This is a genomic window from Dactylosporangium sp. NPDC050588 (assembly GCF_040654975.1).
GTDB lineage: Bacteria > Actinomycetota > Actinomycetes > Mycobacteriales > Micromonosporaceae > Dactylosporangium > Dactylosporangium maewongense.
This window is the reverse complement of record NZ_JBFAJA010000126.1, coordinates 1-24,474: the sequence shown is the minus strand read 5'-3', so window position 1 is coordinate 24,474 and position 24,474 is coordinate 1. Positions and strand designations below refer to the sequence as shown.

The following is a 24,474-nucleotide window of genomic DNA, read 5'->3' as shown; positions in this document are numbered from 1 at the left end:
TCCGTAAAATCGTGAATGTGACTTCGGGCGGCCTTCGCGTTTCCACCTGGTCGGCGGGATGGGTCGTCGAAGGCGTGGCGGCGGGCGCCCTCGTGGCCTACATCGCGCTGCGGCAGCCGCTCCTGGCCCTCGGCCTGGGCCTGGCGCTCGCCGTCGCCGTCGCCGCGATGCGGCCCGGCATGATCGTGCCGTCGCTCGTGCCGCTGAGCACGGCCACCACCGCCTATCCGCTCGCCCACATCGGCGTGTACCTGGGCGCCGCGATCCTGATCGTCACCGTCGTGCGCCGCGCGTTCGCCGCCCGCGACGCCCGCGTGCGGCTCGGCTGGCCGCCGGTGTGCCTCACGCTGCTCGCCGCCGCGCTGGTGGTCAGCGCTCGCGGCGACGGGCCGCCGGGCCGCGACAGCGACCTGTCCGGCCTGCTCATCGGGCTGCTGCTGGCGGCCGTCATCGGTTTCCTGCCGCCGCATCCGCTCACCGTCGCGCGGGTCGTGACCGTCACCGGCGCGGTCGCCGCCGTGCTCGCGACGGTCGACGGCGTCTACGTGAGCGGCCGGATGTCCGGCGCCGGGCTGCTCGCCAACTACTTCGGGGCGCTGCTGGCCATCTGCGTCGCGACCGGGGTGGGCCTGGCCCGCGCCGAGCGCCGTGTCGCCTGGCTGGTCCCGGTCGCCTGCTGCCTGGCCGCGATCGTGCAGACGCACTCCCGTGGAGCGGTCGTGGCGACCGCCCTCGGGATCGTCGTGGCCTTCCTCGCCGGCCGGCCGGCCCGCTTCCAGATCATCGGCGCGGCCCTCGCCGGCGCCGCCTGCCTCGTCACTGTGCACGTCGCGAACCCGCTGGCGGACGCGGTCGTCGGCAGCCGCAGTGCCACGCAGATGACCATGAACAGCGAGGTCCGGCTCCAGGCGGCCCGCCTCGCCGCCGACGTCGCGCAGGAGCATCCGCTGTTCGGCATCGGGTATGCGACGTTCCCGCGGGTCGCCGCCGCCGATCCACGGCTCGGCATCTACATGAACACCCACAACGACCTCCTGCGGCTGGCGGCGGAGGCCGGGGTGGCCGCGCTGGTGCTGTTCCTCTCCGTGCTCGCCGCCGCGCTGTGCTGGCGGGCCGGCGCGAGCTTCCTGCCGCTGCGGGCCGCCGTCGCGGCCGGCGCGGCGAACCTGTTCTTCGCCAACACCCTGTCCAACCTGACCGCCAGCGGCCTGTTCTGGGTGTGCCTGGGCGTCCTGCTGGCCGGTCGCGGCAGCGACCGGCGCGTCAACCTTGAGGAGACCACCACCGATGCTCGACTCCACCACTGAGGTCCGTGCCGGCGACCGGTTCGCGTTCGGCGCGAACTGGATGTCCTTCGTCGAGGTCGTCGACGACGTCCGCATCGACACGGCGACCGCCTCGCTGACCACGGCGCTCGGCCTGACCGGTCCGCCGGAAGGCAAGGGCCTGGACGGCAGGACGTTCCTCGACGCGGGCTGCGGCAGCGGCCTGTTCTCGCTCGCCGCCACCCGTCTCGGCGCCCGGGTGCACGCCTTCGACTTCGACCCGGCGTCGGTGGCGGCCGCCACCGAGCTGCGCCGGCGGTTCGCCCCGCACAGCGACTGGCGGATCGAGACGGGCTCCGTCCTGGACCCGGACTACCTCGCCGGCCTCGGCCGGTTCGATGTCGTCTACTCGTGGGGCGTGCTGCACCACACCGGCCGGCTCTGGACGGCCCTCGCCGGGGTCGCGGACCTCGTCGCGCCCGGCGGCCGGCTCTACATCTCCGTCTACAACGACCAGGGCTTCGCGAGCCGGGCGTGGCGGCGGGTCAAACGCCGGTACAACCGCTCAGGGCCGGCGTTGCGCGCGGCGCTCGTCGGTCTCAGCGCCGCCTATCTCGCCCGGCACCGTCCACTGCAGACGCTGATCAGGGCCGTCAGGCTCGGCACCGGGCACCGCCGGCCCGCGCCCGCGCGGCCGGCTCCCCGCACCCGCGGCATGTCCCGCCGGCACGACCTCGTCGACTGGGTCGGCGGCTACCCGTTCGAGGTGGCCAAGCCGGAGGAGGTCTTCCGGTTCCTCACCGGCCGCGGCTTCGAGCTGCGGCACCTCACCACGTGCGGCGGTGGCCTGGGCTGCAACGAGTACGTCTTCGAGCGGGCCGGCACCGGCCCGGCGCCGGCGCAGTGACGCGGCGCCCGCACGGGCGGCCGCCAGCGCGCTGACGGGATCGGGCAGCAGCCGGGCGGCGGGGGTTCCGCTCGCCCGGCAGAACCACACCAGGTGGACCACCGCGAGGCACCCGTAGCTGATCGACGCGGCCAGTCCGCAGCCGGCGATCCCCCACCGCGGCACCAGCACCAGCAGGAGCCCGACGTTGACCGCCAGCGCCGCCACCGACGTCGCCGACATGACGACGGGCCGCTCCAGCCGGATCAGGTACGCGCCGAGCTGCCGGGTCACGCCGAGCGCGAGCAGTCCGGGGGCCAGGGCGTACACGGCGGGCAGGGCCGGGCGGAACGCGGCGCCGTAGCCGAGCGGCACCAGCAGCGGCGCCGCCAGGGCCAGCCCGCCCGCGGCGACCAGCGCCAGCGCGATCGAGACGCGGGTCGCCCGCACCGTCGCCGCGGCCGCCGTGCGCAGATCGGCGACGGCCTGCCCGGCCAGGCAGGCCCGGGCCAGCGCGTCGGTCGGGATGCGGGTCAGCTCGGCCAGCGTCACCGCGACGGTGTAGAGACCGACCGCCCGCGCGGACGTCATCGCCGCGAGCGCCAGGACGTCGAGCCGGTAGGTCAGGTACAGCGCGGTCGATCCGGCGTGGTAGCGGACGCCGAGCCACAGTGCCCGCCGGGCCAGAGCGCGGTCGAACATCGGCAGCCGGGGGCGCAGCGCCCGCAGCTGCGGCAGCAGCGGCACCGCCGACGAGACCGCCCAGATCCCGACGACCCAGCCGACGCTGATCCAGCCGGTGAGCGCCGCGGTCACCAGCGCGGCGCACTGCAGGACGCCGGAGGTGAGCAGCGCCCGGTCGACCACCCGCACCTGACCGGTGAGCATCAGCACGGTGTTGAGGTGCAGCACCGTCATCATGGCCGGCACCGCCAGCAGCCCGCAGGCCAGCACCGCCGGCGCCGCGGTGGCCGCCGCACCGAACACGCCGGCGGCGGCCAGGCCCGCGGCGCCGAGCGCGGCGGCGGTGCCGAGCACCGGTGCGAGCACCACGCTGCCGGCGGTGACCGCGGCCTCCCGGCCCGGCCACAGCCCGACGTACGCCTGCTCCAGCGACAGGTGACCGACCGCCATCGTCGCGGTCGCGACGGCGACGACGATCGCGTAGGCGCCTCGCCCCTCCGGCTGCAGGGCCCGCGCGACGACGACGCCGGCGGTCCCGCCGAGCAGCACCAGCAGCAGCCGCACCCCCACGCTGCGGGTCAGCTGCGGCAGGCCCTGGCCCGGTCGCATCGCGCGGGGCGACAGCCCTGACGCGGTCACGGTGCGGTCACGGCAGCGTCTGGAGACGCGCCATGCCGCCGGCGTCGACGAACTGGCGGTGCCACAGCTCGAACTGCAGCAGCGACCACAGCCGCCGGCTCTCGTCGGCCCCGCCGTCGTGGCGCCGCAGCATCGCCTGCACCTCGTCCTGCCGGAACAGGCCGCGCGACCGGGCGGTGGCGTCGGTCAGCACCGACCAGGTCAGCTCGCGCAGGTCGCCGCGCAGCCACGCGGCCAGCGGCACCCCGAAGCCCATCTTGGGCCGGTCGATGACCTCGGCCGGCAGCCAGTCCGCCATCGCCCGCCGGAACAGGTACTTGGTGGTGCCGGGCCGGACCTTCAGCCGGGTCGGCAGCGCGGCGGCCCATTCCAGCAGGTGCTGGTCCAGCAGCGGCGAGCGGGCCTCGACGGAGTTCGCCATCGTGGTGACGTCGACCTTCGCCAGCAGGTCGCCGGGCAGGTAGGTGTTGATGTCGGCGTCGATGACCCGGCCGACGGCGTCGGGCGCCGCCGAGCGGTGGAAGGCGTCCTCGAGCAGCGCGACGCTGTCCACCCCGCTCAGCCGCTCCCGCAGCTCGTCGGTGTACAGGGTCCGCAGCTGGTCTTCGGTGAAGATCGACATCATGCCGGCGTAGCGGCCGATCGGTGGGCGGGACAGCAGCCGCAGCGTCCTGCCCACCCGCCGCAGCGTGCTGCGCGGCGCCGCCCGGTCGCCGAACGCGCCGAGCCCGTCGAAGAGCCGCCGCGGGCGCAGCGCCGGCAGCCGCGCGAGCGACCGCATCAGCAGGTACCGGTGGTACCCGCCGAAGCACTCGTCGCCGCCGTCGCCGTTGAGCACCACCGTGACGTGCGCCCGGGCCAGCCGGGCCACGAAGAAGCTCGGGATCGCCGACGGGTCGGCGAACGGCTCGTCGAAGTGCCACGCCAGGTCTGCCAGCAGCTGCGGCAGCGGACCGAGGTCGGCCGGCCGCACGACCATCTCGTGGTGGTCGGTGCCGTACCGGTCGGCGACCTGGCGCGCATACCGGCGCTCGTCGAAGCGGTCGTCGTCGAACCCGATGCTGAAGGTCCGGACCGGTCGCGCCAACAGGCGGGCCATGGCCGCGACGACGGCGGAGGAGTCCAGGCCGCCGGACAGGAACGCGCCCACCGGCCGCTCGCCGACCAGGCGGGCGGCGACCGCGTCCAGCAGCAGGTCCCGCAGCCGCTCGGCGACGGCCGGCTCGTCGGGCACCGGCGTCTCGGTGCAGTCCAGCCGCCAGTACGGGCGCACGCTCACCCGGCCCGCCTGCCACGTCAGCAGGTGCCCGGGCGGCAGCTTGTGCACCTGCTCGAAGATGCTCCACGGTGCGGGGACGTACTGGTAGGTCAGGTAGTGGTGCAGGGCTACCACGTCCAGGCGCGGGGTGAACGCCCGGTCCTGCAGCAGCGCCTTCGCCTCCGACGCGAACGCGACCCCACCGCCGGTGTCGCGCCAGTACATCGGCTTCTTGCCGACGCGGTCGCGGCCGAGCAGCAGCCGCCCCCGGGAGGCGTCCCAGATCGCGAACGCGAACATGCCGCGCAGCCGGTGCACCAGGTCGTCGCCGTACTCCTCGTACAGGTGGACCAGGCACTCGGTGTCGCCTGCGCTGGTGAACGCGTGGCCGCGGCGGATCAGGTCGGCGCGCAACTCGGCGAAGTTGTACAGCTCGCCGTTGCAGACCGCGACCACCGACCGGTCCTCGCTGTACACCGGCTGCTGCCCCCCGGCGACGTCGACGATCGCGAGCCGGCGCATGCCGAGCGCCGCCGCCGCCGGACCGTCGTGGACGCCCTCGTCGTCGGGCCCGCGATGGGCGAGCACGTCACACATGCGCCGCACGAGCACGGCGTCCGCGCCGGCGCCGGCCACCCCCGCGATCCCGCACATCAGCGGCGGACCTGCGCCGCGGCGAGCATCCCCCGGTACAGGTCGACGTGCTGGTCGACCATCGTGTCGCCGTGCAGGTGGATCCGGCTCCACTGGCGGGCCGCGCGGCCCATCGCCTGGGCCCGGCCCGGATCGGCGAGCACGCCGGCGATGGCGTCGGCGAGCCCGGCCGGGTCCCGCGGCGGCACGAGCAGCCCGCGCCCGTTGGCCAGCAGCTCCGGCGAACCGCCGACCGCGGTGGCGATGACGGGCCGGCCGGCGGCCATCGCCTCCATCACCGCGTTGCTCATGCCCTCGGTGAGCGACGGCAGCACGACCGCGTCGGCGCGGGCGAGCAGCCGGTCGACGTCCGTGCGCGGGCCGAGCATGCGCAGGTCGACCCCGAGCCGGGTGGCCTGGCGGATCAGGGCCCGGCGCTGCTCGCCGCCGCCGGCGAACACGAACGTGCACGGCGTGCCGCGGTCGCTGAGCAGCCGGCCCGCCTCGAGCAGGTGGTCGTGGCCCTTGTACCGCTTGAAGTTGGCCACGCACAGCACGACCGGGCGTTTGCTGCGGATGTGCGCCGGGCGGGCGTCCGCGAAGGCCTCGTCCGGGAGCCCGTTGTAGATGACCTTGATCTTGGTCGTGGTGACCTTCTCGGTACGGCGGACGCAGTCGGCCACGGCGTAGGCGTTGGCGACCAGCAGGTGCGTCATCCGGGTGGCGATCCGCTCGGTGAGCAGCGCCAGCCGCCGGCCCTGCTTGAAGTCGTCCAGGCTGCGGCGCCCGGCGATCACGACCGGCACGCGCGCGATGCGGGCCGCGGGCGCCGCCATGACGTAGCTGTGGAACAGGAACGCGTGCACGAGCCCGGGGCGGGTCTCGCGCAGGAAGCGGGTGAGCCGGGCGAACGTGGCGAGCAGGCAGAGCACGGCCCGCCAGCCCGGCCGGGGGGTCCAGCCGAGATAGACGGTCCGCACGCCGGCCTCGCGCAGCGCCGCCGAGCGTGGCCCCTCGCCCGTCAGGACCACGACGGTGACGTCGCTCCCCCGCCGCTGGAGCCCGTCGGCGAGCATGACGATCTGCTTCTCGGTGCCGCCCAGGCCCAGCTGCCCGATCACGATGCAGACCCGCAGTCCCGCACCCGCGGGCGTGGACACGTGCGCGGGTGCGGCGGTGAGCGTCGCCGCGCCCCCTGCCGACGTTTCATCTTCCACGGCACCACCATATGGCCTCAATATGGCTATAAAACGATTTTTCGTGTTCTGCAAACCGCTTTGCCGGAATTCGATAGATTCGTGCGGCAAGAGCCGCATCCGCTGCACACCATCCCACCGCCATTGGAGGCCACCGATCGTGCCTGGGACGACGCCGCAGCCGCAGACCTACCTCGTCACCGGCGGCGCCGGCTTCATCGGTTCGCACCTCGTCGAGGCGCTGCTGCACCGCGGCGACCGGGTCGTCGTCCTGGACAACTTCTCCAGCGGCCGCCGCGCCAACCTGGCCGGCGTCGAAGGCCACCCGGGCCTGCGCGTCGTGCAGGGTTCCGTCCTCGACGAGCTCGTCGTCGAGGACCTCGTGCGCCAGTGCGACGTCGTCGTGCACCTCGCCGCCGCGGTCGGCGTCCGGCTGATCGTCGAGCAGCCCCTGGCCTCGCTGACCACGAACCTCCGCGGCTGCGAGAACGTCGTCGAGGCCGCCTGGCGCCACCGCCGCGCCGTCCTGCTGACCAGTTCCTCGGAGATCTACGGCAAGAACAGCACCGGGCCGCTGCCCGAGGACGCCGACCGCATCCTCGGCTCACCGTCGGTCGTCCGCTGGGCGTACAGCACCGCCAAGGCCGTCGACGAGATCCTGCTCAACGCCTACCACCGCGAGCGCGGCCTGCCCACGATCATCGCCCGGCTGTTCAACACCGTCGGGCCGCGGCAGAGCGCCGCCTACGGCATGGTCATCCCGCGCCTCGCCAGGCAGGCGGTCGCCGGCCACCCCCTCACCGTCTACGGCACCGGCGAGCAGACCCGCTGCTTCGTCCACGTCGCGGACGTCGTCGACGCGCTGCTGCGGCTGCTCGCCACGCCGGCCGCGATCGGGCAGACCGTCAACATCGGCGCCTCCGACGAGATCAGCATCCGCCGGCTCGCCGACCTCGTCGTCGCCGCCGCCGGGAGCCCGTCACCGATCGAACTGGTCCCGTACCACGAGGCCTACGGCTCGGGGTTCGAGGACATGCACCGCCGGGTGCCCGACACCCGGCGGCTGCGGGAGCTGACCGGCTGGGCCCCGCGTCACACGCTGCACGACGTGCTGGCCGCGGCGATCGCCGAGGCGCGGGCCGAGGCCGCCGCACCGGTCCCGCAAGGGCAGCTGGTCGCGTCGTGAACCCGCCCTGGTTGGCCGCACCGGTCCTCGCGGGACTCGCCGCGGTCCCGCTGGCCGCCGTCCTCACCGCGGTGTGCCGGCGCACGGCCGTGCGCACCGGCATCGTCGACCGTCCCGGCGGCCACAAGGCCCACGCCGCACCGACGCCCTACCTCGGCGGCCTCGCCGTGGCCGCGGCGACCCTCGCACCGGCGCTGTTCCTGGTCGCGCGCGGGCCCGCGCCCGCCGCGGCCCTGCTGCTGGCCGTCGCGGCCGCCGCCGTGGGCACCCTGGGCCTCATCGACGACCTGGCACCGCTGAGCGTCAACACCCGACTGGTCGTCGAGGCGGGCGCGGCCGGTCTCGTCGCACTCGCCGGGCACACCGTGCCGGTCACCGGACAGCACTGGCTCGACGTCGCGCTCACCGTGGCGTGGATCGTGCTGCTGACCAACTCCTTCAACCTGCTGGACAACATGGACGGCGCCGCCGCCGCGACCGCCGCCGTCACCGCCGTGCTGCTCGGCGTCGCCGCCACCGGCTCCGGCCGCGAGGCGCTGTGGTGGTGCCTCGGCGGCGCCTGCGTCGGGTTCCTGTGGCACAACCGGCCGCCGGCCCGCATCTTCCTCGGCGACGCCGGTTCGCTGTTCGTCGGCTTCCTCATCGCGACCGGCACCGTCGTCGCCGCACCCGACCGCTCCCCCGGCACGCTGGCGGTGCCGCTGCTGCTCGCCCTCATCGCCGTCGTCGACACCGCGCTGGTCGTGGTGGCGCGCCGCCGCGCCGGCCGGTCCTGGCGGCAGGGCGGCGCCGACCACACCTCCCACCGGCTGCGGCTGCTCGGCCTGTCGGCGGCGCAGGTCGCCGCGGCGCTCGCCACCGGCGCGGCCCTCTGCGGCGGCCTCGCCCTGCTGGTGCGCGCCGGTCAGCTGCCGGCCACCGCCGGGCTCGGCATCGCGGGACTCACCGGCACCACCGCAGTGTGCCTGCTGCTGAGCGTACCCACACCGACCGCACCGGCGGCCCAGCGCGTGCGCTGACCGCCCGCACACCGTCCCGCACACGATGCAACCCGAAAGAGGCCCGGCCTTGGAGCTCCGCTCGATCCTGCCGCTGCTGCGCGAGCGCTGGAAGTCCGTGGTCGCCACCGTCCTGGCCGCGATCGCCGTCGGCATGGTGCTCACGGCCCGCCAGACACCCTGGTACGAGGCCCGGACCACGCTGTTCGTGTCCGCGTGGGCCGACGGCGGCGACGCGGCGAAGGCGTACCAGGCCGACCTGCTGTCCCAGCAGAAGGTGAAGTCGTACTCGGTGATCGTGCGCGACAAGCGGGTCATGCGCAGCGTCATCGACAAGCTCGACCTGGCCGTCACGCCGGACGCCCTCGCCGCGCGGGTCAGCACCGACACGCTCGAGGACACCGTGCTGCTGACCATCCGCGTCACCGACACCTCGCCGCAGCAGGCGCAGCGCATCACCGACGCCGTCGCCGACGAGTTCATCCGGCTCGTCCCGACCCTCGAGGCGACCCCCGACGGCAGCCCCTCACCCGTGCACGTCAGCGTGGTCAGCCCCGCGGACCTGCCCGGCGTGCCGGTCTCACCGCGGCCGCTGCGCAACCTGGCGCTGGCGACGCTCGCCGGGCTGCTGGCCGGCGCGGCCCTCGCCACCGTCCGGCACGCCATGGACACCTCGATCAAGACCACCGAGCAGGCAGAGGAGATCACCGGCACGTCGCTGCTCGGCGTGATCCCGCGCAACCCGGACCAGGCCGGCATCGCCGCCGTCACCTTGGAGGACTCCAGCGGCCGTCAGGTCGAGGCGTACCGCCAGGTGCAGACCAGCATGCAGTTCATGGACGCCGACCAGCGCACCAAGGTCGTCGTGGTCACCAGCTCCGTGCCCGCCGAGGGCAAGTCCGTCACGTCGTGCAACCTGGCCCTGTCGATCGCCGAGTCCGGCCGCTCCGTCCTGCTCATCGACGCGGACCTCCGCCGCCCGCAGGCCGCCGGCTACCTCGGCGTGCCGTCCGGCGCCGGCCTCACCAGCGTCCTGATCGGCCAGGCGGAGCTCGACGACGTCATCCAGCCGTGGGGCGACACGTCCCTCTCCGTGCTGGCCAGCGGCCCGGTCCCGCCCAACCCGAGCAAGCTCATCGGCTCCAACCACATGCGGCGGCTGCTGGACGAACTGCGCTCCCGGTACGACATGGTCATCATCGACACCCCGCCGGTCCTGCCCGTCGCCGACGCCATCGTCCTGTCCGCCCTCAGCGACGGCGCGATCTTCGTCGTCCGCCACGGCCACACCCGCCGGGACCAGGTCGGCAAGGCGACCGCGGCGCTGCGCCGCGCCGAGGTCGACGTGCTCGGCTTCATCCTGAACATGACGCCGCGGCACACCGAGGACGCCTACAACTACTACGACGCCTACTCCGCCGGGCACGCCGCCACCTCCGTCGGCACGCTCGCCGGACGCCTCACCGGCCTGCGCGAGAAGATCGCCATCCGGCTGTGAACACCAGCATCACCGCCACCGACCGCCAGTTCCGCATCCTGTACGTCTGCGTCGGCAACCTCTGCCGCTCGGTCCTCGCCGAGCACCTGACGCTGCGCGCCATCACCGAGTGGCCGCCGGCGCTGTCCCACCGCTTCCACGTCCACAGTGCCGGCACCCGCGGGCGTGACCGCCAGCCGATGCACCCGTACACCGCGCAGGTCCTCACGGCCCGGGGCGCCTCGCCCGCGGCGTTCACGACCAGCCGGCTGACCGCCGCCGCGATCCGCGGGGCCGACCTCGTGCTCACCGCCACCGTCCGCGAACGCGACGACGTCCTCGCGCTGCACCCCGCCGCCGTCCGCCGCACGTTCACCATCAACGAGTTCGCCCGCCTCGCCCCGCCGGACGGCGGCGGCGGTGAACACGAGGCCGACCCGGACCTTGCCGAGGATCCGGTCGCGCTGGCACAGCAGCGGGTCGCCGCCGCGGTGCGCCGCCGCGGGCGCACCCGGTGCGCGACCGGCTCCGGCGTGGCGCCCGACGACATCCCCGACCCGGACCGGACCCTGGACGCCTTCGACGACTGCGCGACCGCGATCGACCGCGCGGTACAGGTGATCCTGCACGCGCTGAGCGGACCGCGGTGACGGACCGGCGGCCCGCCCTCGACGGCCTCCGCGCCGTCGCGGTCGCCGCCGTCGTCGCCTACCACCTCGACCCGCGCCTGCTGCCGGGCGGGTTCCTCGGCGTGGACCTGTTCTTCGTCCTCTCCGGCTATCTCATCACCGGCCTGCTCCTGCGAGAGGCCCGCAACGGTCCCGTCGACGTCGTCGCGTTCTGGATCCGGCGCGGCCGGCGCCTGCTGCCGGCGCTGCTGCTGATGCTCGCCGCGGTCGCCGTCGCCGTCCGCCACTGGGAGCCCGCCGGGCTGTGGGCCGACCGCAGGGGCGACCTCATCGCCGCCCTCTGCTACTACGCCAACTGGCAGGACATCACCGCGCCGCTGTCGTACTTCACGCAGACCGCCGCGCCGTCACCGCTGCGGCACATGTGGTCGCTGGCGGTCGAGGAGCAGTGGTACCTGCTGTGGCCGCTGGTGCTGCTGCCGGTCTACCGGCGCCGCCCCCGCCCCGCCACGGTCGCTGCGCTGCTGGCCGTGCCGGCCGCCGCCAGCGCACTGATCATGGCCGTCACCTACGACCCGGGCAACCCGATCCGCGCCTACGCGGGCACCGACGCCCGCGCCCAGGAGCTCCTCATCGGCGCGGCCCTGGCGCTCGTCGCGCGGCGCGCCGGCACCGCGCGGCTGGTCACGCCGTTCGCGCTCGCCGCCTGCGCCGGGCTGATGCTGCTCGTCCACGACGCGGCACCGTTCTACTACCGCGGCGGCGCGGCGCTGGCATCGGTCGTCTTCGCCGCCCTCATCTGGGGTGTCGAGAGCGCCCCCGACACGCCCGTCGCCCGCCTGCTCGCCACCGCGCCGCTGCGCGGCACCGGCCGCATCTCCTACGGCATCTACCTGTGGCACGTGCCGGTCATCGCCTTCACGCCGCACGCGCTGCCCTGGCACCTGTCCGGTGCCGGGACCGCCGCCGTCGCCGTGGCCGTCACCCTGCTGCTCGCGACCGGCTCATACCTGCTCGTCGAGCGCCCGGTCCTGCGCGGGCGGCCCCGAGCCGTCTGCCGGACCGGGACGAGGTTCGTCACGGCGGCCGTGGCGGCCCTCGCCGCCTGCGCGACGCTGGCGGTCACCGCCACCACCTACGCGACCGGCTACCAGGCCCAGCAGGTCGACGCCGCGCGGACCGCCGGCGGGCACGCGGTCGCCGCCGGCTCCGCGACCGGGGCGATCTGCCCCGACACGACGTCGATCTGCGTCCGGACCCGGCCCGAAGGGACCGGCCGTACCGTCGCCGTCGTCGGCGACTCGATCGCCCGGTCGCTCGACCCCGGCATCGCCGACCTCGCCGCCCGCAACGGCTGGGGTTACGTGCTCGCCGCCCACAACGGCTGCGGGCTCACCGGCCTGCTCAACACCGACGGCGCCCAGCCGAAGCCGTTCATGCGGCAGTGCGCGGCGCAGACGCCGGCCCGCATCCGGCGGCTCCTCGACGAGCACCGTCCCGATCTGGTCATCGCGTACTCCCGGTGGGAGCTCGTCACGCATCTCACCCCGTCCGGCGAGCGGGTCGAGCCCCTGTCGAGCCGCTGGAGGGCCGACGTCCACGAGCACCTGCGGGCGTTCGCGCAGACCGTGACGCGCGCGGGGGCGAAGCTGGTGCTCGTCGCCGTCCTGCCGCTCGTCCCGGCGGGCCCGGACTGCCTGCGTGACCCGGCCCCGCCGGCGTGCACCGCGGCGCCGGACCCGCTGACCGAGGCCACGAACCGGATCTACGCCGCGGTCCGGGACGAGGTGCCGGGCGTGACCCTGGCGGCGCTGCAGGAGTCGGTGTGCCCGGGCGGCACCTGCCGCCCCATCGTCGACGGCGTCCTGCTGCGCGTCGACGGCCTGCACTTCTCCGCCGACGGCGCCCGGTGGCTCGTCGCCCGGATGGCTCCGTTGCTGGCGCCCGGCGGTTAGGCGACCTTCGGGCGGGCGGCGCGGAACACCTCGATGGCGACCTTCTTGCTGAACGCGTCGCTCGGGTCCGACATCCACACGACGACGCTGAACACGCCGCCGCCGATCTCCACGCCGACCGCACGGTCGCCCTCGCCCGGACTGTAGTAGGCCCGCAGCCCGTCGAGGGTGAACACCTGCGCCTGCGCGGGGTCCCACCGGATCTTCGTGTACCGCACCATCACGCGGTCCTTGACGCTGCCGAACCGGTATTCGCAGCCGTACGATGCGTCCTTGCCCTCCAGGTGCTGCGTCACCGTGTGCGTCTTCCCGGCGGCGCGGGTGACGGCCGCACCCATCGCGGCGTCGTCGAGGAACCGGCAGTCCGACCGGGCCGCCGCGGCCGACGACTGGGCGGCGACGACGGCCGGGTTGATCCCGAGGCACAGCAGCACGTCGTCGGCCTTGCGCTGCTGCCGAGGTTCCGCCCGGTCCGCTCCAGGGACGACTCCCAGTTGATGGAGAACGACTTCGCGGTGCCGGGCACGTCGGAGCAGCCGTCCTCGACGGGGGCCTCGGTCTTGCGCCGCAGGACGACGTACTCGGCCTTCGGGTCGCCGCAGTCGTGCCGGAACGCGTCGCGGGGGTTCGGCGTGATGACGCAGTCACCGGCCTTCGCGACGTTGACCGCGGTCGCCGGATCGCTGTCCTTGTCCCCGAGACAGACGACCCGGTCCCCGGACGCGACGACGTCACTCGCGCCGGGCACGTCCCAGCAGGATGCCGTACCAGCCGAACGTGAACATCTTCTGCTGGAGGTCTCGGAAGACGGCGGTGCCGCAGTCGCGGCAGAACGGGCCCGGGGCCCGGGTGTAGCCGATCCAGATCAGCACGGACCGGACGGCGCGGAACTTGGTGTCCGCGGCCGGCACCGCACCGCAGCAGCGGCACTGCAGGACCGGCGTCGACGGGCCCGGGTCCGCGCCGGCCGCTGACGCGTAGGCGGTGAGGCTGCCGCCGGCGCCGGTGGCCAGGCCACGGGCATGATCTTGACACATCGTGCGCCTGATCCCTAGAGCTGACGCTGCAGCCAGGTCAGTAGACGGCCGGGATCCGCCGCCGGAGGGCGATGTCGGCCAGCCGGGAGAGCATCTCGGCGCTGCGCGGGCCGAGCAGCGCCGTCTGGACCCGGCGCGGGAGGTGCCGGCCGATGCCCTCAGTCAGCTCGTACACCAGGGTCACCCGGGTGCCTCCCTCGACCGGTTCGAGGTCCAGCCGCACCGTCGCCGCGCCGATCGGCCACGCCCGGGCGTGCAGCTCGAGCATCTGGCCCGGGACCACCGCCCGCACCGAGGTCACGTCGGTGATGTGCAGCGGCCACGGCCCGACCTGGTGGTGCAGGCGGGTCCCGACCGCGGGCCAGCCCTCGTCGACGTCCCTGATGTGGGACGCACCGACCACCCAGCTGGCATACATCCAGCCGTCGGCCAGGACCGCGAAGACGCGATCGGGTGAGGTGCGGACGAGCTTGCGTCGCTTGGCCACTGCCGTCTCCCTTCGACGCCGGAGATCCGCTGTCTTCCCGCTTCCGGCCGGTTTAAAGCAGGAACGCCGGGCGCGGGAAGATGGTCGCGTGCAGGCGATCTACCCAGACAGCGGCGACGGCGATCCGGATGCCGTGCCCGGCGTGTGCCCCGTGACCGAAGGTGCGACTTCACTCACGCTCGAAGTTGACGGAGAGCTTTTCGCCCTCACCCCGAACGACTCCGGCGGCACCGACTACGCGTGGCTGAGCGGCCCGAACCCCGGCTACGGCTTCGGCGTGAGCCCCACCCCGAACCTGTCACTCGACGAGCACAGGGCGCACATCCGCGGCTTCCTGGCCCAGGTCGACCCCGCCACCGGATACATCGAGGACGACTGAGGCACCGAGCCGCTTGAAGTTCCCGCCGGCGACCTCGGAACACAGAGGCGCATCAACTCCGTGGCCGGGCATCCTCGAGATCGGATCGGTAACCTCACGCCGTGACGCCCGCTGACCGAGAAGACCGGTCCTCCGACGCAGCGAGGGAGCCGGTCACATGACGATTCACGGCTGCCGGACCTGCGGAGCCGCGCTGACGGTTCCGGTGTCAAGAGTGGCGCTTCCCGTCCACACGTATCAGAAGTACGGCAACGGGCCGGGTTCACTCGACCCGGTGCTGGAACCCGGCACATTCGCGATGGATCCGCTGCCCTCCGGCTCGCCGGGACGCCGGTGGGCCGAGCTCGAAGCTGGTGAGGCCGAGGCCCTCGGCTGGTACGCGCCGAGGTTCGCCATCTCCGACGGACCGGCCGGCCAGGTGCTGCTCGCCCCGGGGGACGTCCGCGGCGTCTTCATCGATCCGGCGCTGGTGGGCGACTCCGCATGCTGCGGCCTCGACGGCAGCGAACCCAACATGGTCTGCGTCACCTGTGGCACGCCGGTGGCCACCCGGATCGACGACTGCGGCCTGTGGCAGGCGGTGTGGCTGGAGCCGCTGACGACCCACGTGATCGAGGAGGGTCCCGGTCCGCACCCGGTGCTCGACTGGAATGACCTGATCGACCAGCGGCCCGGCATCCCGCCGTCCGAACCGGACGGCGGCTGGCACCCGATGTGGGCGGCCGCCATCGCCTCGGCGCTGGCGCACCTGCTGGCCGCCTCGGGCGGCGACCCGATCCTGATCCCGGATCACCGGGTCGCCGAAATCTTCCGGCCCACCCTCGACCGTCTCGTCGGCCCGGTCAGCGCGCGGCCCGAGCGCACCCTGGTCCTGGCCGGACCCGGCCTTTCGGCCGCCGACGGCCATCTCGCCCTCGTCCCGGAGCATCCGCAGACCGGCGAACACTGGCCGGTGGCCCGGCCGGTGAAGCCGGTCCCGCTGGCCTGGGACGCATGGCGGCACCTCGCGTTCCACCGCGACGTCAAGCCGGTCGGGCTGTCGGTTCCGATCCCGCCGGAGGCGCTGCCGCCGCTGTTCCCCGGTGTCCGGCTCGAGCCGGACGGGCGGATCTTCCTCGACGTGCTGGCCCGCCTGCCCGAGGTCAGGCAGCCCTGGCTGCGTGCCATCTACGACCGAGGCCGCCGCTTCGACTACTGCTTCTACGTCTTCTGACCCGGCCGACGGCCCGTTCAGGGATGGTTCATGACGCGTTCAGGCCGTGGCGGAAGGCGTACGTGACGGCCTGGGCGCGGTCGCGGGCGCCGATCTTCGTGAACAGGTGGTTGACGTGGGTCTTCACGGTGCCTTCGCTGACGACCAGGTGGGCGGCGATCTCGGCGTTGGACAGGCCGCCGGCCATCAGCGACAGCACCTCGGCCTCGCGGGGCGTGAGACCGTCCGGGAACGCCGGCCGTGGCGGCGGCGCGGTGGCGATCGCGTCGATGAGGTGCCGTTGCACGGCCGGGTCGATGGCGGCATGGTTGTCCAGGACCTGTTGCAGCGCCTCGTGGATCTGTGCACCGCCGGCGTCCTTGGTCAGGTAGCCGCGGGCGCCGGCCCGGAACGCGTCCAGCACCGACCGGTCGTCCGAGTACGTGGTCAGCACGACCACCTTGACCTCGGGCGCCTCGGTGCGCAGGCGGCGGGTGGCCTCGATCCCGTCGCAGCGGGGCATCCGCAGGTCCATGAGCACGACATCGGGTCGCAGGGTCCGGGCGAGCGTGACCGCCTCGTCGCCGTCGGCGGCCGTGCCGACCACCTCGAAGCCCTTCATCAACCCGAGCACCATGCTCAGCCCTTCGCGGACCACCCGCTGGTCGTCGGCGATGAGCACCCGGATCATGCCGGCACCACCAGCTCGACCCGGAACCCGTGGCCGGTGGCGCCCGCGCTGAGGGTGCCGCCGAGCAGTTCGGCCCGTTCGCGCATCCCGGTGAGCCCGTAGCCGTCGGTCTCGGCCGGGATCACCGGCGGGCGGGCGGCGAAGTCCTCCACGGTCAGGCGGGTGTCCGTCGACTCGTAGGCGAGCCGCAGTGAGACCCGCGTCGGCGACGCGTGCCTGGTCACGTTGGTCAGCGCCTCCTGCGCCACCCGGTAGAGGGCCAGCCGGGCCTCCGGTTTCAGCGGGTGCGGCTCGCCGGACACCGCGAAGTCGCACGGCACGGCCTGGTCGCGGGTGAACTGCTCGGCCAGTGCGGCGAGCCGGTCGGGTCCGGGCAGGTCGTCGTCGCGCAGCGTGCCGATGGCCCGGCGCGCTTCCTCCAGGCCGGTGCGGGCGAGGTGATGGGCGCGGTCGACGGCGACAGGCACGCGCGGGTCGGTCGGATCCTCGGTGATCAGCATCCGTGCCCCCTCCAGGTGCAGCAGCAGCCCGGACAGCGAGTGGGCGAGCACGTCGTGCATCTCCCGGGCCAGCCACTGCCGCTCGGCCAACCCGGCCGCCTCGGCCAGCGCCGCCTGGCCCGCTTCCAGCTGGGCGAGCAGCCGCTTGGTCTCCCGCTGCGACTCGGCCAGCCGGAACGCCAGGTACAGCAGGCCGAACAGCACGGCGAACCCGGCGAGCACGGCCAGGAAGCCGAAGTCCTGCCCGGTGATCGAGGCCACCATCTCCAGCACCACGAACGCCACGATCAACGCCGGGACGGCCACCCGCACGGGCATCAGCGCGGTCGCCGCGCACAGCACCGCGACCAGCACCGCCACCGAGCCCGGACCGCTCGGCTGCACCGCCACCAGCGCCACCGAGCTGACGAGCATCGCCCCGACGAAGACCACATGCGCCGGGCGGACCGGCAGCTCGGTGGTCGCGTTGCGGCCGAACACCCCGGTCACGAACACGGCGGTGGCCAGCACCACGATCAGCCGCTTCCCGGTCAGCCCGAATCCGGGATCGGCGGTGGCCGCGGCCCACACGAACCACGCCAGCATCAGCGGCGTCAGCAACTGCATCCACCGTACGACCCGGAGACGGGTCAACGCGGGATCCTCCGTCTGCACGCTTCGACCCTAAACGGGTGCCGCCGTGCCGGCATCGGCCCGTCGGTAGAGGCGCGTCTCCACCCGCGGGTGGAGAGACGACTTCTACCCGCGCGGCGATGCCTCGCCCCGCCCCGGGAAAGCAGGCTGGGCGGCATGAGAAACGACCACCTGCACACCGTCGTCAAGCTGCTGGCGGCATTCCTGACGATCAGCCTGTCCACCGTCGTCGCCGCGGTGGTGATGGGTCACGACCCGGCGCTCGTCACCTCGGCCGTCTGGATCCGCACGCCGCTGGTCGCGGCGAGCGCGGCGGTGCTGCTCTTCCTGGCCCGCCGCGCGGCCGCCGGCGATCGGGGCTCGTTCCGCCGGCTGCGCATCATCTCGATCGTGGTGCTGGCGGCCATTGTCGGCGTCGTTGCCTGGCCGAACGCGTTCCCGGCCTGGCTGCGTGTCGAGCAGGCCGTGTGCGGCGTGTTCATGCTCAGCGTCGCGGTCCGCACGAACCTGCGTACGGTCCGGTCGTCGATGGAGCCCGGCTCGGCCGCGTCGGCGCCCACCGCCGTCGCCGCGCGAAAGCCGGGGGCGTAGCGCGGCGGAACACGTCTCAGCCCTGCCACTGCCGGCGCACGGTGGCCTTCGGGCCGGTCACCAGCGTCGCCGCCGGGACGTCGTCGGCCACGACGGCGCCGGCGGCGATGACGGCGTCGCGGCCGATGGTGACGCCGGGCAGGATCGTGGCGCCGGCGCCGATCCAGACGTTCTCGGCCACGTCGATCGGCGCGCCGGTGAGCCACTCCCGGCGCGGCGCGGGGTCGACGGGGTGGCCGACGGTGATGAACGTGGCCTTCGGGCCGATCATCACGCGCTCGCCGAGCCGGATGCCGGCGTAGTCGAGGAACGTGCAGTTCTGGTTGATGAACACCCGCTCGGCGAGCTCCAGGCGCAGGCCGTGGTCGGTGTAGAACGGCGGGTAGATCGTCACCTTCGCGGGCAGCGGCCGGCCGAGGATCTGTCCGAGGAGCGCCGCCTTGCCCCGCTCGTCGTCGAACGGCAGGACGTTCAGGCGGGAGGTGAGCTCGGTGACCCGCAGCACCCGCTCGGACATCGCCTGGAACTCCGCGCTGCGGATGCGCATGAGCAGGTCATCGGGCATGTGATGGTCCTTCCACGGTCCATGACGGTCGCCAGAGCGGCGCGGCGGGCTTCGGCAGGGTGTCGAGGTGCGAGACGATCCCGCGGAGCCCCGGGTGCGGGTTGGTCCGCGGCAGGATGAGCGAGATCGGGTAGACGATCGCGGGGTCCACGATGGGGATGCGGCGCAGGTCGTGGCCGGTCGGCCAGATGTACCGGTCGCGCGAGCCGACGAGTGTGGCGACGTCCGCGGACCCGGCGAGGACGTCCAGGAGGACCTCGTCGCCGAAGTGTGGTCCCGCCGCGTCCAGGCGCAGGTCGAAGGCGGTGGTCAGCTGGTCGTAGAAGTCGGCCCACTCGCTGCGCGGCGCGATGCCCGGCACCCAGATCCGGTGCCCGCGCAGCTGCTCCGGCGTCAGCTCCCGCGCCGCGGCGAGCGGGTGCCGCGGCCCGGTGAGCAGCTCCAGCGGCGAGTCGAACGCGTGGATCATCCGTAGCTCGCGCGGCAGCGTGCCGGGCTCGGTGACGGTCCGGAACGAGGCGTCCACGTCACCGGCCGCGACGGCGGCGGCCGCCGTCCGCGGGTCGTTGACGCGCAGCGTCACCACGTCGAGGTTCGTGCCGGGGTGCGACCGCCAGTAGCCGGGGTGCGACCGCCAGTACTCGTGCAGCACCACCGCCTGCGCGCTGCGCAGCCCGAGGACGTCGATCCGCAGCGCCCGGAAGCCGGGCCTGACGGCGGTGACGGCCCGCTCGACCGCCGTGACGATCCCCCGGGCGTGCGGCAGGAACGCCTGCCCGTCGGGCGTCAGCTCCACGCCGCGGGCGGTGCGGTCGAACAGCCGTACGCCCAGCTCCCGCTCCAGCACGGCGATCCGCTTCGAGACCGCCTGCTGCGTCACCCCCAGCTCGAGTGCCGCGTGCCGCAGCTGCCCGAGCTCGGCCGCCCGGACGAACGACCGCAGCCCCTCCGTGTCCACCGGTACACCGTAAACACGTACAACCGATGGTTGTGGCTCATGTCTTGCCAAAACCTTTAGGTGTATTCATAGATATCTGACGATATTGTGTGGCGCATGGTGAATCTGCGTCCGTCCCGGCGCGCAATGATCCGCGCCTTCACCGTCATGGTGGGTGCCGCCGCCGCGATCGTCCCGGTGACCGCCGCGCTCGCGGCGCCCACGTTCAAGGTCCCGTTCCCGTGCGGCCAGGTGTGGTCGGGTCAGACCCGCTCCGACCACAGCCCCGCCAACGCCATCGACTTCAACCGCGCCAACGACGACGGCGACCCCGTCGTGGCCAGCGCGTCCGGCACCGTCGACCGGGTGACCGACCTCGGCAACACCAGTTACGGCAAGTACGTGCGGATCGACCACGGCGGCGGGTACACCACCTACTACGCCCACCTGAGCCGCTTCAACGTGTCCGTCGGCCAGACCGTCCGCTACGGCCAGGTCATCGGTTACGTCGGCACGACCGGCGGCTCGACCGGACCCCACCTGCACTACGAGCAGCGCTCCGGAGGCACCGCCGTGAAGATCAAATTCAACGGCACGCAGGCGCTGTACTGGGGCACGAAGAACTACACCAGCGACAACGGGTGCCCGTCCGGCTCCGCGAACGGCACGGTGAACACCTCCGGCACACCGCTGACCGTGCGGTCCGGACCCGGCACGAACTACGCCCCCGTCGACACGGTCGCCGACGGGGCCGCCGTGACGATCGGCTGCCAGACGACGGGCACGACGGTCGACGGCACGTACGGCACCAGCAACATCTGGGACCGGATCGGCTCCGGCCGGTTCATCGCCGACGCCTACGTCCTCACCGGCTACGACGGCTTCATCCCCGGCGTGCCACGCTGCTGACCGCCACGCGGTGGTCACGGCGCGGGTCCCGCCCTGACGCAGGTCGACCACCTGCGTGAACGCTTCGGGCGGGCCGGCCAGCCCGGCCGGCCCGCCCGGTCAGCACGTCAGAACCGCGCCCGGGCCTGCTCGATGTGACGGACGATGGCGTGGGCGCCGTGCGCGTCAGCGAGGGCGTGTGCCTCGTCGAGGGTGGCGAGCGCGTCCTCGCGGCGGTCCTGGGCGGCGGCGATGTAGGCCAGCCCGATCATGTTGGAGGCCACGCCCGGCAGGGCCCCGATCTCGCGGCGCAGGCGGGAGGACTCCTCCAGCCGCTCGCGTGCCTCGTCCAGCCGGCCGGCCCGGTGCGCCGCGATGCCCAGGTGCCGCAGCGCCTCCGACCAGGTCGGCTTGTCGCCGGTCCGCTCCGCCAGCAGGCGGGACCGCTCCAGGAACGGCACCGCGACCTCGTCGTCGTGCCGGATGAACTGGTGCACGCAGCCGACCCAGAACAGCGCCTCGGCCTCGCCGCGGGTGTCCCCCAGCGTCCGGTACAGCTCGAGCGCCCGCTCGAACAGCCGCAGCTCGGCGGGGTCCTCGGCGGGCGGCGCACCGGTGTCGGCGGCGGCGCTCTGATACCGCGCGTGCAGGATCAGGCCGCGCGCCAGCGCCGTGTCGGCCTCGACCGCGTCCAGTCCTCGTTCGGCACCGTCCAGCCCGCCCGGGTCGCCGCCGTACACCGCCCGCGCGTAGCTGTCCCTGGCCCGTTCGATCCGTTCGATCCGTTCGTCGCCGCTCATCGCCGCCCCCGTCGCCGTCGCCCCTGTCCTGCCGGCTCCGGCAGTCTCGGCCTGTTCGGCAACGCAAGTCAACGGTTCAGGTAGGCGGCAAGGCCGCCGAGCTACCGCCCGCCGGCATGTTCGACCGGCGGCCGCACCTCGGTTGAACACGGCCGCGGCGCAACGAACGGCGGACCGGACTGACCGGAGGACCGTTGCGCGCGGTGGAGATCGTCGAGTTTCCTCAGCGCAACGGTTCTGGAGGGGGCAAACGCGTGCGGTTCCCGGTCACGGTGATGTTGTCCGGTTCGGCCCACGAGCTGCACGCGGAGGTGCAGCCGGACGCGCGGGTCGAGGACCTGGCCCGGGCCCTGGCGGCGCACTTCGCGACGCCCGGCGGGGTCGGGGTGGCGACGGCCGCCGGCCCCCTCGACGCCGACGCGTCGCTGGTGGATGCGGATGTACGAGCCGGCGCCGTCCTGCACGTCACCCTCGGCACCGGTCCGGGCACGCCCACGCCGGCGACCGGGCAGGCCGGCGCCCGGCGGTTGCGGGTGGTCGCCGGGCCCGACGCCGGGGTCGTGTTCGCGCTGCCCGGCACGGGCACCGTCACGATCGGGCGGACCGCCGACAACGACGTGCAGCTGACCGGCACCGGGATCAGCCGCCGGCACGCCGCGCTGCGGGTCGGGCCCGGCGGGGTCGAGGTGTCCGACACCGGCTCGTCCAACGGCACCACCCTCGACGGTGCCAGGCTCACCGGCCCGGTCATGCTCTCCCCCGGCGCGGTCGTGCGGATCGGCCGCAACGAGCTGGTCCTGGATGATGCCCCGGCGGCGGATGTCCTGGGCACGGCGCAGCCCCTGCCGGACGGCACGCTGCGGGTGACCCGGCCGCACCGGTTCGTGCCGGCCGCGCCGGTGGTCACCGTCGACCTGCCGCGCCGCCCCGACGAGCGCCGCGGCGGGACCGCCGCCGTCGGCATCGGCGCCGCGGGCGGCCTCGTCCTCGGCGTGGTCGCGTTCCTCGTGTGGCACAACGCGATGTTCCTGCTGTTCTCCGGCGTGAGCACCGTGACGCTGCTGGCCACCGGCGCCTGGACGTGGTGGCGCGGGCGCAGCGACAGCCGGCGGGAGCAGCAGCGGTTCCGCACCGCCAGCGACGACCGGCAGGCCGAGCTGACCGCGCTGCTCGCCGAGGAACGGCAACGGCTGCTGGAGCAGTCGCCGGACGTCGCCGGCACCGTCCTGCTCGCCCAGCACCACGACGCGCGGCTGTGGCAGCGCCGCCCGACCCACGACGACTTCCTGCGGCTGCGCATCGGCGTGGCCGACCAGCCGAGCCGGATCACGGTCCGCGACCCGTCCGCCTCAACGGACTCGCCGCCGGTGCAGCAGCCGGTGCAGCCACAGGTGCCGGTCCTCGCCGACCTCGGCACGGCCGGCACCGTCGGGATCGCCGGCCCGCGCGCGCAGGCCCGCGCCCTGGCCCGGTGGCTGCTGCTGCAGGCGGTCGTGCAGAGCGGCCCCGCCGACCTCAGCGTCGCCGTGCTGACCCGATCCGGCGACGCGGCCGACGACACGGGGGCCGCCGCCGCCTGGGACTGGGTGCGGTGGCTGCCGCACGCCCGCCCCGACACCGGCCCGCTCGCCCGCGTCGGCGTGGACACCGCGACCCTCACCCACCAGGTGGAGACCCTGGCCGCGGTCGTCGCCGCCCGGCGCCGCCCCGACGGGCAGCCGCGCCGGTTCGGGCACAACTGGCTCGTCGTCGTCGACAATCTGCCCGAGTTCGACGTGCCGGGGCTCGCCGACGTCCTCGCCCACGGCCCGGACGCCGGCGTGTTCGTCGTCGCGGTGGGGCAGCTGCCGTACCGCTGCCCGATCACCGTCGACTTCACCGACGCCGCACGCGTCCGGCTGCGCCGCATGCACCAGCCGGACCTCGACGGGGTCGTCGCCGACCAGGTCAGCGCCGTCGCCGCGGAGCGGGCCGGGCGGGCGCTCGCGCCGCTGCGCGACCCGGAGACCCAGCACGCCGGCGGTGGCATGCCGGCCGAGGTGGCGCTGCTCGACCTCGCCGGCACGGCCGACCTCGACGCCCGGTGGCGGCGCCGGCCACGGCAGACCCGGGTCGCGATCGGCCGCACCGGCGACGGGCCGCTCAACGTCGACATCGCCGCGCACGGGCCGCACCTGCTCGTCGCCGGCGCGACCGGCTGGGGCAAGTCCGCGTTCCTGCAGAGCCTCATCGGCGCGCTCGCCCTCGCCAACCGCCCCGACGAGCTCGGGTTCATCCTCGTCGACTTCAAGGGCGGCGCGGCGTTCGCGGCGTTCGCCGACCTGCCGCACACCGTCGGCAGCATCAGCAACCTCGACGGCCGGCAGGTGATGCGGGCGCTGGACTCGCTCGCCGGTGAGCTCGACCGGCGGCAGCGGTACCTCGCGGCGGCCGGGGTGGAGAAGCTGGAGCTGTACCAGCAGCGCGCCGACGCCGGCACCCTGCCGCCCGGCTGCCCGCCGCGGCTGCCGCGACTGCTGGTCGTCATCGACGAGTTCGCGATGCTCAAGGAGCAGCTGCCGGCGGAGATCCTGACCCGTCTGGTGCACGTCGCGACCGTCGGCCGGTCCCTCGGCCTGCACCTCGTCATCGGCACGCAGACGCCGCGCGGGGTGGTGCCGGCGGAGATCCGGCCCAACATCAACCTGCAGGTCGCGCTGCACCTGCCGGCCGAGCACTCCCTCGACGTCATCGGCCGCCCCGACGCCAGCACCCTGACCGGGAAGGGCCAGGCGTACCTGCGCCGCGGCGAGGACCCCGACCTGGTGCTGTTCCAGTCCGCGTTCCTCGGCGGCGGCACCCGCCGCGCGCCCGGCGAACGGGTCCGGCTGATCCGCTCGCCGTGAGTCAACGTCGGCGCGCGAGACGCTCTTCGTGTTCCGCGGCGTCGGCCCCGAGGCCGACAGGGTGGCTGACGTTCTGCAGCAGG

Annotated in this window: 22 protein-coding genes and 1 pseudogene; 12 read left to right on the top strand and 11 right to left on the bottom strand. The window is 74.0% G+C overall.

The window, feature by feature from the left end; genetic code table 11:
• Window positions 1–17: 17 nt before the first annotated feature.
• Both AB0I21_RS52455 and AB0I21_RS52450 read left to right on the top strand, forming a co-directional pair.
• On the top strand, window positions 18–1,307 hold the full coding sequence (locus tag AB0I21_RS52455) for an O-antigen ligase family protein (RefSeq protein ID WP_360572762.1): 1,290 nt from the start codon (window positions 18–20) through the stop codon (window positions 1,305–1,307).
• On the top strand, window positions 1,288–2,172 hold the full coding sequence (locus tag AB0I21_RS52450) for a class I SAM-dependent methyltransferase (RefSeq protein ID WP_360572760.1): 885 nt from the start codon (window positions 1,288–1,290) through the stop codon (window positions 2,170–2,172). The genes AB0I21_RS52455 and AB0I21_RS52450 overlap by 20 nt, the downstream gene beginning before the upstream one ends.
• Before the next feature lie 69 nt (window positions 2,173–2,241).
• Here AB0I21_RS52450 and AB0I21_RS52445 read toward each other — a convergent pair.
• The 3 genes and pseudogenes from AB0I21_RS52445 to AB0I21_RS52435 form a co-directional block, all read right to left on the bottom strand.
• Window positions 2,242–2,742: pseudogene (locus AB0I21_RS52445) on the bottom strand (polysaccharide biosynthesis C-terminal domain-containing protein); the annotation flags it as partial.
• Window positions 2,743–3,481: 739 nt separating this feature from the next.
• Window positions 3,482–5,386: an asparagine synthase (glutamine-hydrolyzing) gene (gene asnB, locus AB0I21_RS52440; protein WP_360572758.1), complete on the bottom strand. Its 1,905-nt coding sequence runs from the start codon at window positions 5,384–5,386 to the stop codon at window positions 3,482–3,484.
• The gene (locus AB0I21_RS52435; protein ID WP_360572756.1) at window positions 5,386–6,582 is read right to left on the bottom strand and encodes a glycosyltransferase; all 1,197 of its coding nucleotides are present in this window, start codon (window positions 6,580–6,582) and stop codon (window positions 5,386–5,388) included. Before AB0I21_RS52435 ends, asnB begins: the two co-directional genes overlap by 1 nt.
• A gap of 139 nt (window positions 6,583–6,721) precedes the next feature.
• On the opposite strand from AB0I21_RS52435, the gene AB0I21_RS52430 reads away from it, so the two are divergent.
• From AB0I21_RS52430 to AB0I21_RS52410, 5 genes are read left to right on the top strand one after another with little or no spacing between them, the layout of a single operon-like run.
• Entirely contained in the window at window positions 6,722–7,747 is a 1,026-nt protein-coding gene (locus AB0I21_RS52430; RefSeq protein ID WP_360572754.1) for an NAD-dependent epimerase/dehydratase family protein, read from the top strand.
• Entirely contained in the window at window positions 7,744–8,766 is a 1,023-nt protein-coding gene (locus AB0I21_RS52425; protein WP_360572752.1) for an MraY family glycosyltransferase, read from the top strand. The genes AB0I21_RS52430 and AB0I21_RS52425 overlap by 4 nt, the downstream gene beginning before the upstream one ends.
• Before the next feature lie 49 nt (window positions 8,767–8,815).
• Window positions 8,816–10,243, top strand: coding sequence for a polysaccharide biosynthesis tyrosine autokinase (locus AB0I21_RS52420; RefSeq protein WP_360572750.1), 1,428 nt, complete (start codon window positions 8,816–8,818; stop codon window positions 10,241–10,243).
• The gene (locus tag AB0I21_RS52415) at window positions 10,240–10,872 is read left to right on the top strand and encodes a low molecular weight phosphatase family protein (RefSeq protein ID WP_360572748.1); all 633 of its coding nucleotides are present in this window, start codon (window positions 10,240–10,242) and stop codon (window positions 10,870–10,872) included. The genes AB0I21_RS52420 and AB0I21_RS52415 overlap by 4 nt, the downstream gene beginning before the upstream one ends.
• On the top strand, window positions 10,869–12,806 hold the full coding sequence (locus AB0I21_RS52410) for an acyltransferase family protein (RefSeq protein ID WP_360572746.1): 1,938 nt from the start codon (window positions 10,869–10,871) through the stop codon (window positions 12,804–12,806). Before AB0I21_RS52415 ends, AB0I21_RS52410 begins: the two co-directional genes overlap by 4 nt.
• On the opposite strand, the gene AB0I21_RS52405 is transcribed toward AB0I21_RS52410, so the two are convergent.
• The 3 genes from AB0I21_RS52405 to AB0I21_RS52395 form a co-directional block, all read right to left on the bottom strand.
• Window positions 12,803–13,240: a hypothetical protein gene (locus AB0I21_RS52405; RefSeq protein WP_360572744.1), complete on the bottom strand. Its 438-nt coding sequence runs from the start codon at window positions 13,238–13,240 to the stop codon at window positions 12,803–12,805. The two genes, AB0I21_RS52410 and AB0I21_RS52405, sit on opposite strands and share 4 nt — an antisense overlap.
• 297 nt (window positions 13,241–13,537) lie before the next feature.
• A complete protein-coding gene (locus tag AB0I21_RS52400) occupies window positions 13,538–13,843 on the bottom strand; it encodes a hypothetical protein (protein ID WP_360572742.1) in 306 nt (101 codons plus the stop codon).
• Window positions 13,844–13,880: 37 nt separating this feature from the next.
• On the bottom strand, window positions 13,881–14,330 hold the full coding sequence (locus tag AB0I21_RS52395) for an SRPBCC domain-containing protein (protein ID WP_360572740.1): 450 nt from the start codon (window positions 14,328–14,330) through the stop codon (window positions 13,881–13,883).
• Window positions 14,331–14,418: 88 nt separating this feature from the next.
• Between AB0I21_RS52395 and AB0I21_RS52390 the strand changes: the two genes are divergently transcribed.
• Together AB0I21_RS52390 and AB0I21_RS52385 are read left to right on the top strand one after the other, a co-directional pair.
• Window positions 14,419–14,709 (top strand): hypothetical protein, encoded by a 291-nt coding sequence (locus AB0I21_RS52390; RefSeq protein ID WP_360572738.1) that lies wholly within the window; start codon window positions 14,419–14,421, stop codon window positions 14,707–14,709.
• 157 nt (window positions 14,710–14,866) lie between these two features.
• On the top strand, window positions 14,867–15,922 hold the full coding sequence (locus tag AB0I21_RS52385; protein WP_360572736.1) for a hypothetical protein: 1,056 nt from the start codon (window positions 14,867–14,869) through the stop codon (window positions 15,920–15,922).
• 28 nt (window positions 15,923–15,950) lie between these two features.
• On the opposite strand, the gene AB0I21_RS52380 is transcribed toward AB0I21_RS52385, so the two are convergent.
• On the bottom strand, window positions 15,951–16,592 hold the full coding sequence (locus tag AB0I21_RS52380) for a response regulator transcription factor (RefSeq protein ID WP_360572734.1): 642 nt from the start codon (window positions 16,590–16,592) through the stop codon (window positions 15,951–15,953).
• On the bottom strand, window positions 16,589–17,746 hold the full coding sequence (locus AB0I21_RS52375; protein ID WP_360572732.1) for a histidine kinase: 1,158 nt from the start codon (window positions 17,744–17,746) through the stop codon (window positions 16,589–16,591). Before AB0I21_RS52375 ends, AB0I21_RS52380 begins: the two co-directional genes overlap by 4 nt.
• Before the next feature lie 135 nt (window positions 17,747–17,881).
• Between AB0I21_RS52375 and AB0I21_RS52370 the strand changes: the two genes are divergently transcribed.
• Entirely contained in the window at window positions 17,882–18,316 is a 435-nt protein-coding gene (locus AB0I21_RS52370; protein WP_360572730.1) for a hypothetical protein, read from the top strand.
• Window positions 18,317–18,332: 16 nt separating this feature from the next.
• Here the strand turns inward: AB0I21_RS52370 and AB0I21_RS52365 are convergent, their stop codons facing one another.
• The gene (locus AB0I21_RS52365) at window positions 18,333–18,881 is read right to left on the bottom strand and encodes a DapH/DapD/GlmU-related protein (RefSeq protein ID WP_360572728.1); all 549 of its coding nucleotides are present in this window, start codon (window positions 18,879–18,881) and stop codon (window positions 18,333–18,335) included.
• Window positions 18,871–19,839, bottom strand: coding sequence for a LysR family transcriptional regulator (locus AB0I21_RS52360; protein ID WP_360572726.1), 969 nt, complete (start codon window positions 19,837–19,839; stop codon window positions 18,871–18,873). Before AB0I21_RS52360 ends, AB0I21_RS52365 begins: the two co-directional genes overlap by 11 nt.
• Window positions 19,840–19,935: 96 nt before the next feature.
• On the opposite strand from AB0I21_RS52360, the gene AB0I21_RS52355 reads away from it, so the two are divergent.
• Entirely contained in the window at window positions 19,936–20,727 is a 792-nt protein-coding gene (locus AB0I21_RS52355) for a peptidoglycan DD-metalloendopeptidase family protein (RefSeq protein ID WP_360572724.1), read from the top strand.
• A 107-nt stretch (window positions 20,728–20,834) separates the two neighbouring features.
• On the opposite strand, the gene AB0I21_RS52350 is transcribed toward AB0I21_RS52355, so the two are convergent.
• On the bottom strand, window positions 20,835–21,506 hold the full coding sequence (locus AB0I21_RS52350) for a tetratricopeptide repeat protein (RefSeq protein WP_360572722.1): 672 nt from the start codon (window positions 21,504–21,506) through the stop codon (window positions 20,835–20,837).
• A 275-nt stretch (window positions 21,507–21,781) separates the two neighbouring features.
• On the opposite strand from AB0I21_RS52350, the gene AB0I21_RS52345 reads away from it, so the two are divergent.
• Window positions 21,782–24,391: an FtsK/SpoIIIE domain-containing protein gene (locus AB0I21_RS52345; RefSeq protein ID WP_360572721.1), complete on the top strand. Its 2,610-nt coding sequence runs from the start codon at window positions 21,782–21,784 to the stop codon at window positions 24,389–24,391.
• Window positions 24,392–24,474: the final 83 nt, after the last annotated feature.

Coding starts and splice junctions, on each gene's coding strand:
- AB0I21_RS52450 (WP_360572760.1), top strand. CDS start 1,288: ATGCTCGACTCCACCACTGAGGTCCGTGCCGGCGACCGGTTCGCGTTC.
- asnB (WP_360572758.1), bottom strand. CDS start 5,386: ATGTGCGGGATCGCGGGGGTGGCCGGCGCCGGCGCGGACGCCGTGCTC.
- AB0I21_RS52400 (WP_360572742.1), bottom strand. CDS start 13,843: ATGTGTCAAGATCATGCCCGTGGCCTGGCCACCGGCGCCGGCGGCAGC.
- AB0I21_RS52385 (WP_360572736.1), top strand. CDS start 14,867: ATGACGATTCACGGCTGCCGGACCTGCGGAGCCGCGCTGACGGTTCCG.
- AB0I21_RS52380 (WP_360572734.1), bottom strand. CDS start 16,592: ATGATCCGGGTGCTCATCGCCGACGACCAGCGGGTGGTCCGCGAAGGG.
- AB0I21_RS52370 (WP_360572730.1), top strand. CDS start 17,882: ATGAGAAACGACCACCTGCACACCGTCGTCAAGCTGCTGGCGGCATTC.
- AB0I21_RS52365 (WP_360572728.1), bottom strand. CDS start 18,881: ATGCCCGATGACCTGCTCATGCGCATCCGCAGCGCGGAGTTCCAGGCG.
- AB0I21_RS52355 (WP_360572724.1), top strand. CDS start 19,936: ATGGTGAATCTGCGTCCGTCCCGGCGCGCAATGATCCGCGCCTTCACC.
- AB0I21_RS52350 (WP_360572722.1), bottom strand. CDS start 21,506: ATGAGCGGCGACGAACGGATCGAACGGATCGAACGGGCCAGGGACAGC.
- AB0I21_RS52345 (WP_360572721.1), top strand. CDS start 21,782: ATGTTGTCCGGTTCGGCCCACGAGCTGCACGCGGAGGTGCAGCCGGAC.